General features: G+C 41.6%; 15 protein-coding genes. 4 read left to right on the top strand and 11 right to left on the bottom strand.

All coding sequences use genetic code 11. The features are described from left to right. Positions 1-3: 3 nt before the first annotated feature. From hutU to EES38_RS08800, 4 genes are all read right to left on the bottom strand, one after another. On the bottom strand, positions 4-1,701 hold the full coding sequence (gene hutU, locus EES38_RS08785; protein ID WP_124936809.1) for a urocanate hydratase: 1,698 nt from the start codon (positions 1,699-1,701) through the stop codon (positions 4-6). Between the two features lie 60 nt (positions 1,702-1,761). Continuing rightward, positions 1,762-2,970: an imidazolonepropionase gene (hutI, locus tag EES38_RS08790; protein ID WP_124936810.1), complete on the bottom strand. Its 1,209-nt coding sequence runs from the start codon at positions 2,968-2,970 to the stop codon at positions 1,762-1,764. Between the two features lie 90 nt (positions 2,971-3,060). Continuing rightward, on the bottom strand, positions 3,061-4,026 hold the full coding sequence (locus tag EES38_RS08795; RefSeq protein ID WP_166434227.1) for a substrate-binding domain-containing protein: 966 nt from the start codon (positions 4,024-4,026) through the stop codon (positions 3,061-3,063). Between the two features lie 86 nt (positions 4,027-4,112). Continuing rightward, positions 4,113-5,027, bottom strand: coding sequence for a 1-aminocyclopropane-1-carboxylate deaminase/D-cysteine desulfhydrase (locus EES38_RS08800; RefSeq protein WP_124937189.1), 915 nt, complete (start codon positions 5,025-5,027; stop codon positions 4,113-4,115). A 442-nt stretch (positions 5,028-5,469) separates the two neighbouring features. On the opposite strand from EES38_RS08800, the gene fabV reads away from it, so the two are divergent. Then, a complete protein-coding gene (fabV, locus tag EES38_RS08805; protein WP_124936812.1) occupies positions 5,470-6,672 on the top strand; it encodes an enoyl-ACP reductase FabV in 1,203 nt (400 codons plus the stop codon). A 70-nt stretch (positions 6,673-6,742) separates the two neighbouring features. Here the strand turns inward: fabV and EES38_RS08810 are convergent, their stop codons facing one another. Beyond that, positions 6,743-8,425, bottom strand: a complete 1,683-nt coding sequence (locus EES38_RS08810) for an aspartate:alanine antiporter (RefSeq protein ID WP_124936813.1) — start codon at positions 8,423-8,425, stop codon at positions 6,743-6,745. 163 nt (positions 8,426-8,588) lie between these two features. Continuing rightward, positions 8,589-8,852 carry a GrxA family glutaredoxin gene (locus tag EES38_RS08815; RefSeq protein ID WP_124936814.1) on the bottom strand — a complete coding sequence of 88 codons (264 nt, stop codon included), beginning with the start codon at positions 8,850-8,852 and terminating at the stop codon, positions 8,589-8,591. Between the two features lie 288 nt (positions 8,853-9,140). Here EES38_RS08815 and EES38_RS08820 point away from each other — a divergent pair, with 288 nt between their 5' ends. Next, entirely contained in the window at positions 9,141-10,382 is a 1,242-nt protein-coding gene (locus EES38_RS08820; RefSeq protein WP_124936815.1) for an iron-containing alcohol dehydrogenase, read from the top strand. A 48-nt stretch (positions 10,383-10,430) separates the two neighbouring features. Here the strand turns inward: EES38_RS08820 and EES38_RS08825 are convergent, their stop codons facing one another. Both EES38_RS08825 and EES38_RS08830 read right to left on the bottom strand, forming a co-directional pair. Next, entirely contained in the window at positions 10,431-11,285 is an 855-nt protein-coding gene (locus EES38_RS08825; protein WP_124936816.1) for a MurR/RpiR family transcriptional regulator, read from the bottom strand. 514 nt (positions 11,286-11,799) lie between these two features. Further along, the gene (locus EES38_RS08830) at positions 11,800-12,720 is read right to left on the bottom strand and encodes an HDOD domain-containing protein (protein ID WP_124937190.1); all 921 of its coding nucleotides are present in this window, start codon (positions 12,718-12,720) and stop codon (positions 11,800-11,802) included. A 274-nt stretch (positions 12,721-12,994) separates the two neighbouring features. Here EES38_RS08830 and EES38_RS08835 point away from each other — a divergent pair, with 274 nt between their 5' ends. After that, on the top strand, positions 12,995-13,615 hold the full coding sequence (locus EES38_RS08835; RefSeq protein WP_124936817.1) for a TfoX/Sxy family DNA transformation protein: 621 nt from the start codon (positions 12,995-12,997) through the stop codon (positions 13,613-13,615). Positions 13,616-13,668: 53 nt separating this feature from the next. Here EES38_RS08835 and EES38_RS08840 read toward each other — a convergent pair whose 3' ends face one another. From EES38_RS08840 to EES38_RS08850, 3 genes are all read right to left on the bottom strand, one after another. Beyond that, positions 13,669-14,214: a hypothetical protein gene (locus EES38_RS08840; RefSeq protein ID WP_124936818.1), complete on the bottom strand. Its 546-nt coding sequence runs from the start codon at positions 14,212-14,214 to the stop codon at positions 13,669-13,671. 159 nt (positions 14,215-14,373) lie between these two features. Beyond that, positions 14,374-14,877 (bottom strand): response regulator, encoded by a 504-nt coding sequence (locus EES38_RS08845; RefSeq protein WP_124936819.1) that lies wholly within the window; start codon positions 14,875-14,877, stop codon positions 14,374-14,376. A 16-nt stretch (positions 14,878-14,893) separates the two neighbouring features. Further along, positions 14,894-16,834, bottom strand: coding sequence for an ATP-binding protein (locus tag EES38_RS08850; RefSeq protein ID WP_124936820.1), 1,941 nt, complete (start codon positions 16,832-16,834; stop codon positions 14,894-14,896). A 139-nt stretch (positions 16,835-16,973) separates the two neighbouring features. Between EES38_RS08850 and EES38_RS08855 the strand changes: the two genes are divergently transcribed. After that, entirely contained in the window at positions 16,974-18,245 is a 1,272-nt protein-coding gene (locus EES38_RS08855) for a DUF945 family protein (protein WP_124936821.1), read from the top strand. Positions 18,246-18,264 lie beyond the last annotated feature (19 nt).

The raw sequence follows: 18,264 nt of genomic DNA on the forward strand, positions 1-18,264 counted from the left end.
TCCTTACTTCAATTTAGCCAGTTCAGCATTAAGCATAGGTAGATCCAATTTTTGCTCTGCTGCACATTGTTTAGCGATGTCGTAGCCAGCGTCAGCGTGACGCATTACACCTGTTGCCGGGTCATTATGAAGAACTCGACCGATACGCTCCGATGCATCATCAGAACCATCACAACAAATAACCATACCAGAGTGTTGAGAGAAGCCCATACCAACGCCACCGCCATGGTGAAGTGATACCCATGTCGCGCCGCCTGCAGTATTAAGCAGTGCGTTGAGTAAAGGCCAGTCAGATACAGCATCTGAACCGTCAATCATACCTTCTGTTTCACGGTTTGGACTGGCGACAGAGCCTGAGTCAAGGTGGTCACGACCAATCACAACAGGTGCTTTTAATTCGCCATTTTTTACCATTTCATTGAATGCCTGACCGAGACGTTCACGGTCTTTCAATCCGACCCAACAGATACGTGAAGGTAGTCCTTGGAAGTGAATGCGCTCTTTTGCCATATCTAACCAGTTGTGAAGATGCGGGTCATCAGGGATCAGTTCTTTTACTTTTTGGTCAGTTTTGTAGATGTCTTCTGGATCGCCTGATAATGCGGCCCAACGGAAAGGACCAATCCCTTCGCAGAATAGAGGTCGAATATAGGCAGGTACGAATCCTGGGAAATCAAAGGCATTTTTGACACCTTCTTCCAAAGCCATCTGACGAATATTGTTGCCGTAGTCCAGAGTTGCTGCACCACGAGACTGAAGATCAAGCATTGCCTGTACCTGAACAGCCATCGATGCTTTTGCTGCTTTGACGACAGTCGCTTCGTCAGTTACACGCATGTCTTTTGCTTGCGCCATCGTCCAACCCTGAGGTAAGTAACCATTTAGCGGGTCATGCGCCGACGTTTGGTCAGTAACCACATCTGGAGTAATGTTACGATCAACCAGTTCTTTAAACACGTCAGCCGCATTGCCCAACAAGCCGACAGATACAGGTTCGTCAGATTCATTGATGATTTTTAATGCGTCATCGAGTGTAGTTGCTTTCTTATCAACGTAACCGGTACGTAGACGATAGTCGATACGTGATTCATCACATTCAACGGCGAGCATTGAGAAACCAGCCATCGTTGCGGCTAGCGTTTGTGCGCCACCCATACCACCTAAACCACCAGTTAAAATCCAACGACCTTTTGACTCTCCATCAAAGTGTTTCTTCGCGACTGCAACGAATGTCTCGTAGGTGCCTTGAACAATCCCCTGAGAGCCGATGTATATCCAAGAACCCGCGGTCATTTGGCCGTACATCATCAAGCCTTTTTTATCGAGTTCGTTGAAATGGTCCCAATTAGCCCAATGAGGAACGATGTTGGAGTTGGCAATCATAACGCGAGGTGCGTTTTTATGTGTTGGGAAAACACCAACTGGCTTACCTGATTGAATCAACAGTGTTTGATCATCTTCAAGGCGTTGTAATACTTCTACAATTTTGTCATAGCATTCCCAGTTTCTAGCTGCTCGGCCGATACCGCCGTAAACCACCAGTGCATGTGGATGTTCAGCAACATCGGGGTCAAGGTTATTCATCAACATGCGCAGAGGCGCTTCGGTTAACCATGATTTTGCATTAAGTTCTGTACCTCGTGGTGCGCGGATAGTTCGCGACTCATCTAGGCGCGTTCCGATTTTATCTTGTGCTGACATAGTGTAACTCCTTGTTCTATCGCTATTAATAGCGATATGTCTTGCAACTGTTATACAGTGTTAAATAGTGTAATAGTGCCCATCAACGATTCTTGCCAGTGCCTTCTGGTGGCCAAACTGATAGCTCAAGTCTGCTGGATGATTGGTATTCCATAATGTTAAATCTGCAGCCATTCCGGGTTTTATCTGACCGATCATGCTTTCAAGACCAAGCGCCTTTGCTGCGTTACAGGTGACGCCGCGCAATGATTCTTCTGGCGTAAGACCAAAAATAGTGCAGGCCATATTCATCATTAGTGTTAGGTCGTAGAATGGTGACGTACCTGGGTTTGCATCCGTTGATATGGCGATGGGAACATTGAACTCACGTAGTAATTCCACAGGGGGATACTGAGTTTCTCTTAGAAAGTAGAACGCACCGGGTAGGAGTGTCGCTACAGTGTCACTTTGTGCTATAGCTTTGACGCCAGCCTCATCTAGATATTCGATGTGATCGACGGAAAGGCCATTATATTTTGCGGTAAGCGCACTGCCTCCTAAATTCGAAAGCTGTTCAGTATGCCCTTTAACTTTCAGCCCGTATTTAATGGCACATTGAAAGACTTTTTCAGTTTGCTCGAGTGAAAAACCAATAGATTCACAGAACACGTCAACGGCATCAGCAAGATTCTGCTTGGACACTTCCGGGATAATGCGGTCACAAATTAAGTTCACGTAGTCATCTGGGCAGGTTTTGTATTCAGGTGGAATCGCATGAGCGGCAAGTAAGGTTGTTTGAATCTTGATTGGACGAAGTTCACTCAGTATTTTTGCGGCTTTCAGCATTTTAATTTCGTCTTCTAAATTGAGACCATAACCTGACTTAACTTCTACCGTTGTGACGCCACTGCGAATCAAGCCATCAAGGCGAGGTAAAGCGTATTCAACTAACTCGTCTATTGACGCTGCGCGCGTGGCATTAACGGTAGCAATGATTCCACCGCCCTGATTGGCAATTTCAGTGTAAGGTACACCTTGTAAGCGCATTTCAAATTCATTGGCTCTGTTACCGCCAAAAACTAAGTGAGTATGACAATCAATAAGTCCTGGAGAGACTAACGCTTCATGGCCATCTATTACTTCTATACCGGTAGCGACCTCATTGATGTCTTGATGGACAGCAAAAATCTGGCCGTTCTTTATCTCAATATGTCGTAAGTTGGATACTGAGTAGCCATTCTCTCCTTGCTCCATAGTGACGATATGAACGTTTTTTAAAATCCAATGCATTGTCCTGTCCATTTGTATATTCAATATGTATATACAAATAAACCAAACAAAACACTTTTACAAGTATTTTGTTAATAATTTGATCTGTTCTTATTGTTCTTTAGGAAGGGGCATTAAACGCTCGCCATTAGGAACATAATAGTAAGGCTCCACACTTTCACCATTCGCTACTTTGCGTAATACTGAATAGGTTTCTTTGCCAATCTCACTGAAATCAACATAGACGTAACCATGAATAAGATTCTCATCGAGTAATGCGTCTTTTGTTGTGACTATGGTACTTGTCGTGACCAGCATTTTCACCTTACCTGTAGTAAGTAGATTCTTGTACGGTTCAACGGTCTGTCGGTATAACCCTTCTTCTACAACAGGCCAATGTCCGACGGAAATGACCAAATCAGGTCGGATGTTTTTTAGAGCGTATTCGACTTGTGTTAAACCCTTATTGACATCTCCCGAGGTATCTAACGGCGAACGAGGGCATTCATACCAATTATTTTCTCCTTCGAGATGCTTGGTTACTGTCTTGTTTTGACTCAAGGATTCTCTTAGAGCTTCGACTCTTTCCTTTAAGTTCGGATGGTAAAGGGCTGTCATGATGCATACGATACCACCTTTTGGGTAGAGTTTTTTGGCCAATTCACCGAGTTGGCGACCCAGTGCTTTGTTATCCATACCCACAAACGTTTTGCGTGCGGACTGATACGCTGAGTTAAAGTCAGAATCAAATGCAATCACAGGAATATTCAGGCTACTTAGGTGCTTAGCAAGAAAATCAGACTTAGTGACGGAAATGGCTAGTGCGGAGAGAGAATGGTCATGTATTGCCTGTTCTATGGCTATTATTTGGCGTCTTGCGTGGGCAGGGCCGTGTTCGCCAATAAGAACACATTTGTCATTATTTTTTGCAGCGGCTTCATTACAGCCTCTCCATGTATCCGTAAAGTTGGCATCATCAAGACTTTTTGCAACAATTCCAAAAGTCTGTCCTTCTGCTAGGGCGATAGTAGGAGAACTAAAAATAGCTATGGCTAGAAACCATACTCTTATCATCATACACATTGCTCATTATGATTATCCTGAATAAAGCTTAGCTAAGGTATATTCTGATAAGAGTCTTAATGTTCGAATTGTGATTTATCTCATGAGAGTTTTTGTCTGAGACGGTATTTATATCGAGCAAGCATACTTTGGTTACCCAAAATACCGCCCTGATGAAGATAAATTAGTGTTTTATCTTGATTGTTTGGCAGCCATTCCTCGAGGCAACGCCACATAATTGGATCGTATAGCAATTCGAACTCTACTTGCGTTTCTAGTTTGAGTTCATCCCATATGGCGTAATGTTCGTCGTATAGTTTGCCAAAATGATGCTTCTTCTCGAGTGATAAGATCGTTGGAAAGGTTGTGTCTGGTTTTAGTTCTTTAAACTGGGACTCAAGATATTGGTTATCCCCAACACAGGCGCAGGTCAGAACCTCGACATCATGTTCTTTTAGTTGGTTATGTAGGAAAATGGCAGTTGTTCCAGTGCCAGAAGGTAATGCGACAACAACATTTTGCAGCTGGTGCAATCTAATAAAATCAAGTAACTCGTATGCAAGTGAGTTTATTCCCTCTTCAGCCAGCCCACAGCGAGCACCTTCAGGGATGACAAGGCAGCTTTCGTCCGGTTGCCGAATATCATTGATGAAATCTTTTGGATGTGTTCCTTTTTCTGCCCGTTGCTGAACTGGAATGACTTTTGCGCCTAGTCCAATAGCACCTTTATAGTTACCGATAGGATGATTAACTAACATTTCGGGAATATGGTCGACGTAAAATTCGAACTCCCAGCCACGTAAATATGCCAGAGCAGCAAACGAGTACAATGAGTTGGCTTGAGGGGAACCATAACTAATCAGTGTTTTGATATGAGGTAACGGTTCTTCCATCAACGTCTTTAATTTACGCGCTTTATTCCCTGAAAAATGAGGATGAAGCAAATCATCTCTTTTTAAGTAAAATGGGAATCCGCGAAAGTTGTGCTCCGTCACTGGGCTGTGGGATAGGGCAATCATTGGATACTCTCCTTGCAATACGCGCGTAATATATCACAATGATGTCGGAGATAATTTGACTTCTGAAGTCACAATGTCGAAAATTTTAGAACGAAATCAGCAGGAATTGGATGGGACGTGGGCTCCTAGAAAAAGAAAACCCAGCACTAAAAGTTGTGCTGGGCATAAATAGGAGTTAACAAGAAAAAGCAGCGTAAACAAGTAAACTGTATGTTGGCAAACAAACATGTAGTTTTACCGTTAACGTGTACTTATTCAGACGGCCTTCATCGGAAATAGTTCCAAAAAGTTTTAAATATTTTTTATTAGGATAAAAATTGAACGATTAAAGTGCGCAAGAACTCTTACCTGTTCGCTTTTTTGTTAGAAATTACATAAATAAGATGAGTTTTATGTTGGAAACTTTTATCCTAGCGAGGTTTTTTAAAGGAAGTTGAATATGATCATCAAACCTAAAATCCGTGGATTCATTTGTACAACGACGCACCCAGTGGGTTGTGAAGCGAATATCAAAGAGCAAATCGAATATACCAAAGCGAAAGGTAAAATCGAGAATGCGCCTAAGCGTGTTCTGGTTGTAGGCGCATCAAGCGGCTATGGCATGTCATCTCGCATCGCAGCTGCATTTGGCGGTGGCGCTTCAACTATCGGCGTATTTTTTGAAAAGCCAGGTACCGAGAAAAAACCGGGTACAGCTGGTTTCTACAACGCGGCAGCGTTTGAAAAATTAGCGCATGAAGAAGGTCTTTATGCGAAAAGTATCAACGGCGATGCTTTTTCTCACGAAGCAAAACAGAAAGCCATTGAACTGATTAAAGAAGATCTAGGTCAAATTGATCTTATTGTTTACTCACTGGCTTCTCCAGTTCGTAAACTACCTGATTCAGGTGAGTTGATTCGTTCTTCTCTAAAACCAATTGGTGAAACCTACACTTCAACTGCTGTTGACACTAACCGTGACGTGATTATCGAAGCGAGTGTTGAACCTGCAACAGAACAGGAAATCGAAGATACTGTTACTGTTATGGGTGGACAAGATTGGGAACTGTGGGTAAATGCACTGGATGAAGCTGGTGTACTTGCTGAAGGTTGTCGCACTGTGGCTTATAGCTACATTGGTACTGAGCTAACTTGGCCAATTTACTGGGAAGGTGCGCTTGGTCGTGCAAAAATGGACCTAGACCGCGCAGCTACTGAGCTTAACAATAAGCTTGGTGAGAAGGGTGGTTCAGCGAATGTTGCTGTTCTCAAGTCAGTAGTGACTCAGGCAAGTTCTGCGATCCCTGTTATGCCTCTTTATATCGCGATGGTGTTTAAGAAAATGCGTGAAGAAGGCATTCACGAAGGTTGTATGGAGCAAATTTATCGTTTGTTCAGCGAACGTATGTATCGTGCAGACCAATCGGCTCCTGCTGTAGATGATAAAAATCGTCTACGTTTGGATGACTTGGAACTCAGAGATGATATTCAGGCTCATTGTCAGAATCTTTGGCCTCAAATCACTACTGAAAACCTACGTGAACTGACTGACTACGATGCATACAAACAGGAATTTTTAAAACTGTTTGGTTTTGGCATTGATGGTGTGGATTATGAAGCGGACGTCAACCCAGAAGTTAAATTTGATGTAATTGATTTATAATCAGACAATGTTATTGAAAAAGGCGCCGAATGGCGCCTTTTTTATTATTATCAGTCAAAAAATACAGATGTTAGGTAAGAAGAATCATAACTGTGCCAGCCAGAGTCATTAAAATATTGGCAATAGTATAAGTCCCAGCGTACCCAAGTGCTGGTATGGTGGACTTCGCGTAATCGTTAACGATATCCATTGCTGGTGCACAAGTTCTGGCTCCAATGATTGCGCCAAACAAAAGCGCTCGGTTCATTTTTAGAACATAGGCTCCGACAAGATAGGCAAAAAATACCGGGACCACACTGACTAACAACGCAAGACCGATTATTTGAATACCAATTTCAGAGAGATGCTCAAACATTTTTCCACCGGCACTCAAGCCGATACCCACCATGAAAAACATCAGGCCCAAATCTTTGACCATATTTAAAGCACCCTGAGGAACATAGCCGAAAGTAGGGTGGTTCGCTCTAAGATAACCAAGCATAATTCCTGACAGAAGCAGTCCAACAGCATTACCCAAGCCAAATGATACATGACCAAACGTCATGGTAATAAGACCGAGTAATATTCCCAGAATGAAGAAACCACAAAATGCGAGTAAATCGGCAACCTGACTATGGATAGAGATAAAACCGATCTTTTCTGCCAGTCCTTTGATGCGCGTTCTTTCACCACTAACCTGAAGTACGTCACCTTTGGCCAGAACAATATCGAGGTCCATAGGCATTTCGATTTGCGCACGGGTTACCCGGTTTAAAAAACAGCCGTATTCTGACAAGTTAAGATCGGAGAGACGTTTTCCAACGATGCTGTCACTTTTGACCACGATCTCTTCATCAGAAATTCTAAGGTCGAGTAAGTTTCGATCAAAGACCTCTTTACCGTTACGAAAGCTTGGGTCGAGCCTCGCGTGACTGTCTGGAAATCCCATTAGTGCTATTTCATCACCTTCTTGAAGAATGGCATCGCCATCAGGGTGGGCAAGAATGCCATTACGTCTGATACGCTCTATGTAGCAACCTGTCTGACGATAAATACCCAATTCTCTAAGGTTTCGGCCATCTATCCAATCTGTCAGTTCTTTACCGACACGGTAGGCTCTAATAATGGGGAGGTAGACTTTTCTTTGCCCGTTCCCACCTAAGCCACGTTCGCGAGCGATACGCTGAGCTGAATCAGATAAGTTTTCTTTTTGCAGCTTTGGTAGCAACTTGGCGAAAATGATCATACTGATTAGTCCAATCAGGTAAGCCATCGCGTAACCAACCGATACGTTTTCCAGCACAATGCTCAGGTTCATATTGTGAGGAATATTGGCTAGACCAGAATTGAGAGCATCCTGAGCACCGACAAGTACGGGTGTCGAAGTTAACGCCCCAGCCATCATCCCGGCAGACAGACCGTAATCAAGATGGAGTAGCTGTCCACCAAAGTAGGCAATGAGATTAGCGAAAAGAAGTACAACGAGACTTAAAACAAGATAATGTTTTCCATCACGGAAAAATATACCGAAGAAGTTGGGTCCAGCCTCTATACCTACAGCGTAGATAAAAAGCATAAAGCCAATGGTGAGGGCTTCTGGATTGAATGAAAAGCCTAAATGTCCCATGACAAGGGCTGTCATAAGAACCCCAATTGAGTTTCCAAACTGGAAACTACCGATTCGAATTTTTGCTATCGCCAAGCCAATACCAAGGACAACAAAGATTAATAAAATCGGATTTTGATCTAGCAAACTAACGACGTCTATATTCACGGCAAACTCTAATTAACTATGCCAAAAAGTAATGTAATTGCCGAATAATTGTATAGTAAATAATAAAAAATATAACGGTAAATTTTATAAATTCACGATTTTTTAATAGAGAATAAAAAAACCCGCAGTGTGCGGGTTTTTAGAAGCTTAATTTGATTTAATATTAATCAAATAGGCCTAAGTTTTCTTTCGCGTAAGCTTCAAATTCAGTACATCCACCGATGTGCTCTTGGTCTAAGAAAATTTGTGGAACTGTTTCTACAGGTTTACCAACCGTTTTCTCTAAATCTGCTTTGCTGATGCCTTCTGCCTGGATATCAACGTAACGATAGTTAAAATCATCACGTTTTTCTTTAAGAGTTTCGGCATGCTCTTTTGCACGAACGCAGAATGGACAGCCGGGACGACCAAATATCACTACAAACATATCTTTCTCCTTATTTTCTATAAATACATATTGCACGAATTAGTTGAGAAAATAAAGCAGCAAGCACCTCTTGCTTTAATAGATAAAATCTATTGATTAGATTCCCATCAATTCTGATACATCATTCTTGATGAAATAGAAAAGTGGTTTCTTTCTATCCTGTGAGCATGCGCAATATCTAGCAATTATATTGCGCTAAGTTTGAAGCAAATTGTAATGAATCAAATAAATATTTCGTAATAGGGTTCAAGATTTAAAAAAAAGTATCAGAGGTAGGAGTGTAAAGTCATGTTCCAGTTTATGACCTCAACGAAAATTTGCTTCGGTGAAGGTGTTCTTGAACAATCACTGTCAATAATAAATCAATATGGCTACAGTGTGCTACTCGTTTCAGGAAAAGACCCTTCTCGCTTTAATATCGTTGTTGAGTATCTTAAAGCGCAAAAGATGCATTACCAGCATGTCGGAATATCGGGTGAGCCATACATCAAAGTCGTGGAGGAAATTGCACAGAGAGCGAGACTCTTTAAGCCTGATGTTGTAGTGGCAATTGGCGGGGGCAGTGTTATCGACACTGGTAAAGCTTTAGCCGCGCTGATTCCCAATAAGGGTAATCTTTATGATTATGTTGAGGCTGTCGGGAGGAGAGTTCCTTTAAAAGCGAAACCTCTGCCATTTATTGCTATCCCCACTACCGCCGCGACTGGTTCTGAAGTCACTAAGAATGCGGTGTTAAAATCCGGGCAAGACAAAATCAAAGTCAGTCTCCGTGGGCCAGAAATGCTACCTGACGTGGCGCTAATCGATCCCTCGTTAACCTATGGAATGGATCCCTACAAATCGTCTCGTGGCGCAATGGATGCTTTTGTTCATCTTATGGAAGCGTATGTGTGCGGTGAGCCTAATCCTATTACGGACATGATATGTGAAGAGGGGTTGAAAAGGATCAGGACGTCGATAGTTGCTGCTTGTTTGCACGATGATCATGCTGCGAGAAGCGATATCTCTTTCGCTGCAATGCTCGGCGGCATGGCTTTAAGTAATGCTAAATTAGGTGCTGCACACGGACTGGCGTCAGCTCTGGGTGGAAAATTGGACGCGCCGCATGCGGTTATTACTGCGCGACTCGCTCCACACGTCATGCAAGAGAACATCAATGCTGCTCGTGAGCAGGGGCGCAAAGACATTCTAAAGCGATATATGAAGCTGGCTCAAATTCTCACTGGTAGAAAGCATACTCACGTTGAAGATTCCGTTCTCTGGGTTAACATGATGCTTAATCAATTACCCATACCCGATCTGGGAGACTTTGGTGTCTGTAAGACCTCGTTTGAGGATGTAGCAGATGACGCATTAGTCTCCTTTTCTATAAAGGGAAATCCTATTCCTTTAACCAAAGAAAGACTGATGTTGATATTGGATCAGGTTTGCTCTTGTGATGGTAACTGTCATGACGAGGTTACGGAGCAATACAACGAAGTAGAGTACATATCCGACCCGACACTGGTGCATGGAGCGAGTACAGAATAAGCTGAGCATAAAATAAAAAAAGGAGGCTTGAGCCTCCTTTTCGATTTCTTAAAGCTGGGGAAGTTTATCGTAACGCGAATCTTTCAACGCATCTTTAACGCGTTTTAAATTATCACGGAAACCACTACCTCGGCGTAACGTAAATCCAGTCGCTAACACGTCAATGACCGTCATCTGTACAACTCGGCTTGCCATTGGCATGTATACATCAGTATCTTCTGGAACGTCCAAACAGATAGATAATGAACTGCATTGATCTAGTGGAGAATCCTTCGCTGTAATCGCAATAACAGTAGCGCCATTCTGACGAGCTAAGTTAGCTATTTCGACCTGGCTTTTTGTTCTACCTGTGTGAGAAATGAGAACAATCACGTCATTGTCTGTACAGTTGATACAACTCATACGCTGCATCACTATGTCTTCAAAACACGAAATTGGAATATTAAAGCGGATAAATTTGTTTTGAGCGTCACGTGCAACAGCGGAAGAGGCGCCCAAACCAAAAAACGAAATACGCTTTGCTTGAGTCAAAAGGTCAACTGCACGATTAATCTGAATTGGGTCGAGACTATTTTTGGCAACATCCAGGCACGCCATAGTCGATTCAAATATCTTATGTGTGTAAGCGTCAGGACCATCATCTTCTTCGACATTACGGTTCACATAAGGTGTTCCATTGGCTAAGCTTTGAGCCAAATGCAGTTTAAAATCTGGGAAGCCTTTTGTATCGAGACGGCGACAGAAACGGTTTACTGTGGGCTCACTGACATCGGCCATCTTTGCAAGCGTCGCAATACTTGAATGAATTGCTGTTTGCGGTGAAGCCATAATTACTTCAGCAACCTTACGTTCCGACTTGCTAAAATTTTCTAAGTTATTTTGAATCTTTTCTAATGTATTCATAGTGTTCACACGAGGTTGTTCGATGGCCAAGTTAAAATTAACTGAAAAAAGGGAATGCCCCTTAAAATGATCTAAGCCTACGCTTACCAGCAGTATAAACCTAAGTCATCGCATTTCTGTAGTACTTCAAAATACCAAATGATAAGAATATGACAAGCCTCAAACTAAATTTCAAAAATGTTGGGCTACTTTCGAAAATTTAGTCAAATTTGGACAATATCGATAGATTCTGAAATCAACATTACAAATTAGAGAAATTATCTTACATAGATAGATGAAATTCTAAACATTCATATGGGCTATTAATATACTCTCGCAATTGAGATTTTATGAATGTTATGAGATAGATGAACCTTACATGAAGTTGGCTGTAAATAAAAACGTAACTTTTTATTGCCACTGGACAAATGACTAAGATCCAAACGTTATTGGATTTGGGTCTTTATCCTGCTCATGACAAATTCCCTGAAGCCGCTCTATTTTAAGAGTGGCTTAGGTTAGTTTACACAGTACATCAAAAGCCAGATGAATTCACAACGTCTGAGACCAGTGCGTCAAATTCGTGTGTTGCTTTGCTACTCAAATCGTAGAGCACTTGAGCACCATCGACACTTAACTCAAGCTCTGGCTCGTCTATATCTTCGTCTTGTTTTCTTGCCAATAAAAGATAATAGGCGAGTTGGGCTATCTCAAGATATGAAATACTATGGCCTTGTTGGGTGATTGACTGATTACTAGCCACTTCTTGAAAGTCAGTATCAAAACCCCAGCATTTGAGCACATGTAAGCTAATATCAGAACACTTTGTTTCGAAAATACGCAACGCCATGTTCTTTTCGATATAGTTTCCGCGGTCAAGGAACATTTGGTATTCACTAAGCAAACAAAATAAACCGATATCTGCTAACAGTCCTACCAAAAGTGCTTTGTCCGGTTCAAGGTAATCGTATTTATTGCTATTAATTTCCTTGAAACGCTTAGCGATGAGTACCATCGTTGCCCCAAGTTCTCTTGAATTTATGGCACTTTGTCTGAGAATTTGTTTGCAACTGTTTTCCAGATTGATGGAATACTTTAATTGCTCGATTGATTGAGCAGTAACAATATCTCTAACACGTAAAATCCCCAGCCTAGATACCGCTGAGTTTACGTCAGAAAAAACAATGTTGCGTCGATTGAAAATGACTGAGTTAGCTACTCTTAATACGACGGCTGTTAGGCTAGGGTCATTGAGCAAGCATTCGGAAACATCAACAATAGTCGTGTTGTCTTCGGTGCATAGGCGCTGAATTTCCAAAACGACGTTAGGAATAGGGGGCAGCACTATTTTGCCATTCTCTAGAGAGCTGTCGACCATATGACAAAAGTCATTTTCGACAGAACCAAACATATCTTGTTGGTGCATAGGTGTCCAAAAAAAAGAAACGTGATCCATAGTAGATGTCTTTGATTCGCATGTACTAATATTATTCATGGCTTTATCCTATGCTGCAATATTTTGTCTCAATTAAATGACAATTTTTTGGCGTGCTAAATGAAATATGAGAGATTTTTCGCATAAATACGAAAATATCATTCCTGAGTTGATGACAAAGTCGCCAGTCTCATATGGCTTACACCTAATTTGCATTTGAATGTTCTAATATTCACCAAAATTATTAAATGGTTATGAAAGATTATTATAAATTAAATAAAGGTGTATTAGTCCAATGAAAATCCAATCAAACGTGAACGGTGAGTATCTACATTCTTTTGTGTTAACTGATGAGATGACAACAAAATCGGTATTTGGTAGTACCGGCGTATTTTGGCGTGGTGCAATGTTTGCCATCATTGGTGAAGACAAATTATTTCTCAAAGGAGGAGGTTGGCTTGATGAATGGTTTAGTGAGTTCAATTGCAAACGGTTTGTTTTAAAAAAGAAAAACTCAACATCGACTGTAAATTATTTCGATATTACTCAGCTCGCGATCAATCATCATTCTTACGTTGAAGCAATGGTCTATTCTTCACGGCATCTGGCTACTCGTCACTATGACTACAGTCATAGTGCAGAGAGCAGGCGATTGAGAGAGTTAGCGAACATGAATATCTCGTTAGAACGTATGTTAAAAAAATCTGGCATATATTCTGTAAAAGAACTCTACTCACTTGGCGCGGAGCGAGCCTTTACAAAGGTTAAGGCCAAATATTATGGTCAGGCAACCGATGTTAAGTGTTTACTAAAAATATATGGTGCGATTCATGGCTGTCATTGGCAGTTAATCCAGCAACCAAAAATAGAACAACTACTAAAAAATGTAGATGAATTGGAACGGGCTGAGCATTGAGTGGCGATGAATTAAATGAGCACCGCAAATCGGTGCTCATTATATGAATAAAGTTAGAATTTAAAGCGCGCGCTAAACATTAACTGGTCGTCATAGACATCGTTAAAGCGTGCTTCTGCTCCGACAGAGAATAGTTCGGTAGAATGAAAACGGACAAAAGCAGCACCAAGCCAATCATCGTTGTCGTCGATCGTCAAATAACCTACTTTACCACCGACTTCTAATTGTGGCCCCAACCACTGGCGTACTCCGAGGTTTAGCTCCATTCCAGTGTCGCTGCTACCATGTTCAGGATCGATATATTTAAGTAGCGCTTCACCTGTGAAATCGGCCCAGTTATTTATCGGTGCATGAAATCCGACACCCCCAGATGCATCCATATCACCTTCAAGTTCTGAATCGATACGGCCAATAACATGTGCGTTGGGATGGATTGACATACTCATACCCGCACCGTAAGTATTAGGACTTGCGCCGACACGAGCTTCAACGTAATCGTAGCTAAAGTTACTCATAACTGACGAGCTGTTGGGATCGACCGCTGCTTGTGTTAAACCTGATACTGCTAATAATAATGTTGCACTTATGACTTTACGCATGGCTAAAACCTGTTGTTATTGAATCCCTAGAAATTGACACTTAACGTTTGATTAACCTATCTCAATTATTTTTAAACACTTATAGTGAAAAAATCTACGCTAGAGCGTCATAGTTCCGACTTTCTAACAGAAATTTAGCAAATATGATGCCACTTTTAGCTATTCCCCGTAGTCGATACGACTATCGGCCATTTTTTTTAACAGCAGTTCTGGCTCTAAGATGGTAACCCAAGGCTTGAGATCTTTAACCTGACTGACAACATATAAAGAAAGCTGATGGCGTATAGTGCTGCGTAGTTCATCGCCATTCCATGGCTTACTAACGTAAAAATCCAGGCATGCGTGATTAATTGCTTCGACTGTATCATCAAGTCCTGCCTGACCTGTTAAGAGCAGTTTTCGGGTTGGATAGGTTGCCTTTTCATCATTAAGTTCGATTAGAAAGCTAATACCCGTTTGCTCCGGCATAATGTGATCACATAGAATGAGTGCTAAGGGAATGTCGCGAGCAGCATAGTCAGCAATCACTTCCTGAGCTTCGGATACAGACTCTGCAGCTTCTAACACAAAGTGCTCTTCAAATTCCTCAAGGTCTTGGACAACACTATCCAAAACTTCTCGTTCGTCATCAACACATAGGATAAGAAACTCTTGATGGTTCATTCTTGCTCTCCTGCTTTTATTGCGGTAGTGGAAGATACGCTGAGATGGTTGTTCCTTTACCTGATTGGGACTCTACATCAATCCATCCTTTATGCTGGTGTATGATCTGTTGACAGATAGAAAGCCCTATGCCGAGTCCAAAATGACCTTCTTTCTTTGTTGTGAAGTTTAGTTCGAAAATATGAGGCAGTCTTTCATCCTCAATACCGATACCATTGTCGCTGACGGAAATCTGCGCATAGTGGACGTTATTTCGTTGAAATTCAGCCGTGGATATAGTGATTTCTCCAGAGGTTGTACCCAATGCATCAAGCGCATTAGAAATAAAGTTTGTCCATACTTGCTGCAGTGCGTTTCCCATCGTGTACAAGTGAGGTATTGCACTGTATTTACGAATCAATTTATGGTGTTGTAACTTGTTCTCGAAGATAACGATTGTATCTTCAATTCCTTCATGAACGTCGACTAATTGACGTACTTCTGTGTCTTTTCTTGCATACGATTTAAGGCTTTTGACCATTTGTGTGATGCGTTCAGAGCAGACACGAATTGAACGTAGCGATTCACCGAGTTGAACGTAGTTTTCCAGCTCATTGACTTCGAATTGGGTTTGTTGTGGAAAGTGAAGCGCGCTATCGATGACCTCTTGGCTTGAGTCTAAATTTAAACGAACAAGCTTTTTACTTAACAACCGGTTATTCAGTCTCTGATCGATGCATTTTACTCGTTCTCGTTGCTCACTAGTTGATAGTGGTGTCGTAGTCTTTCCTTGTTCAAACATATTTCTATACGTTGGATGAAGCAGCTTTTCGGTGGTGTCCTGATGTTTGTCTAAAATCGTATTTAATGTCGCAGTTAATTTTTCCGCTTGATGAGCTATTGCTGCAACAGGGTTATTGAGTTCATGAGCAACACCAGCAACGAGTTGCCCCAGCACCGCCATCTTTTCTCTTTCGATTAACTGGTTTTGGGCGTTTTTTAAAGAATCTAATGTTTCCTGAAGCTGCATCTTAGTATTGATGCTGCGTTGTAGGCGGCGATTAAAATGCCTTAGCAGCAGGTTAGTAAATAGTGGCAGTAGTTCGCTATTCGAATGCATTACTTTCGAAAAAACATCTCTATCCAGCTTTATAACTTCTGTCTTACTCAGTGTAATGGCAGTAGAGAAGGAAGCTTCACCTGTTACAAAGGACATGCCACCGACCATTCCACCTTTAGTATGTCTGATCACCTCGCGACGGTGTCCATTATCATCCAACTTGTATAGGGCCACCTCACCACTAGTAATGAACCACAAAAATTCATTTTCAGTTCCTTCTTTTGTCAGAATATGGTTTTTTGAGTAAGTTCGGCATGCTCGTGTTTCATCTTCTATATCGAAAAAATCATGTAACGCGACAATAACATTTTCAGCTAGCTGCTGATCGGAGAGGTCATGGTAGTTACGCATGAACCCTTGTCGATATTGGTGCATCGATTGGTTAATATGTGCAGTGAGCAATGTCTCGTTTTCGAGGCTTTGACTGTAATGCAACAAGTTGTCGCTATCATTTTCGATAACGAATTTGGTAAGCTCCCTTTTTGCTATAGTATATAACACCTTACTTGCCAATGGCTTAGTCAAACAGTGATCCAAGCGACCCTCGTTCACTGTATTTAGCATGGCAGGAAGATCTTTTTCATCACTTAGAATTAACACTTTTCGACTCTTTTGAGTCTGGCTGGATTTATCGAGCGTGGTTAAATAGTCTGCACCCGCTAGAGCCGAGTGATGGCTGGCGACAAATAGGGCAATTGATTGGTTTTGCTCAAAAATAAACTCAACGGTTTGTTGTGCATCTTCAATGGACTCAACACAGTAAAGATCAAAGCAGTCAGAAAAAAATACGAGGTCGTCTTGAAATTGTTCGATACAAATGGGGTTATTATCCAGACATACTATCGCAAATTGATTCATCAGCCGCCTCGTTAACTTAGCAAGAGCTTTAATAATAGTTTACGCTTTTTTAACAAAATGGTTTGGGAGCTGGGTTTTATAATAGTCATCACTTTTAGCTAAGCTCGTGACTAAACACTAATTTATTACAGTGGGTATTATGAACAAATTAAAAAAAGGGTTTGCTGCTGCGGGTGCAGTATGTTTGATTGCCTGTTGGCCATTGGTTATTGGTCAGATTGGTCAACGTGTCGCAGAAGATAATTTGTCACATGTTCACAACAGCTCAATAGATATTACATTACTCAAATATGATAGGGGTTATTTCTCTTCAGATGCTCAGTTTAAAGTGACCATCACGAACCCTACAATTAAAAGTTCTCTTGAAACTGAAAAGTTACCGACTGACTATATTTTCAACTCTCATTTGTCTCATGGACTATGGTCTATTTCAGGCGTAACGGAGCCCGAGAATAAAACGGCGTTACCTCTAAAAATTGTTAGTGATACTCAGTTGAATGGCAATACGGAGCTGGTTTCCACACTCGATAGCATTGTTTACAAAGGTACGCAGTCTCCATGGGATGTGACGATTTCCCCATCAACGGTCAAAACAACAATCACTGTCCTGGGAGAGGTTAATTACGATGTGGATGTGCCAAGTTTGCAATTGATCTCCAAGAATGGTGAAAACATCAATTTCAACAATCTCACGCTTGTCGGCGATGGTAAACAGTTAAATCATTTTTGGATAGGCAAAGGTACGCTGGGCCTTGATAGCTTGATCTATTCGACTTCTGCACAACCGAACGTGATACAGTCACACGATATATCGTTCTCTATGTCCTCCAACATTGATTCTGAAATGACTCACTATAATAGTCACCACGAGTTAAAAGTGGGCGATATCACCACGCAGTCAGGCGAAATAATAAATGGCGAAATTGATGTTGAGATAGGGGGCCTAGACGCAACCTTACTTGATCAGTTGGCTGCTTTATCTGAACAAGCGTCAGCGAAAACACACGATGATTCCGTGTTACTCAAGCAGAAAATGGTCGCAACCATAAACGATTTGGTTGCAAAAGGTTTATACGTCAATGTGAATAAGCTTGGCTTGAGCTATAAGGATGGAAAAATGTCCAATGAAGTGAAATTGTCGGTTCCGGCAAATGATAGCCAAGAGCCTGCTGATCTCGCTAAGGTCATTACATCACTAGAAGGGAATGCAGCATCATCCGTTGATAAAGCACTGGCAAAAGATTTTCCTAATTTACAGTCTGCCCTTGATGAACTAGTGGTTATGGAAATGGCGACAGACACGGGTAACTCCTATCAAATAAAAGCCGATATAAAAGACGGTAATGTCCTATTTCCTAATGGACAGAAGACGCCTATAATCAGTCTTCTTTTCCCCTTATTGGTTCAATAAATAAGGGATGTGAACGGAA

Origin of the sequence: Vibrio viridaestus, assembly GCF_003856525.1 — a bacterium.
GTDB lineage: Bacteria > Pseudomonadota > Gammaproteobacteria > Enterobacterales > Vibrionaceae > Vibrio > Vibrio viridaestus.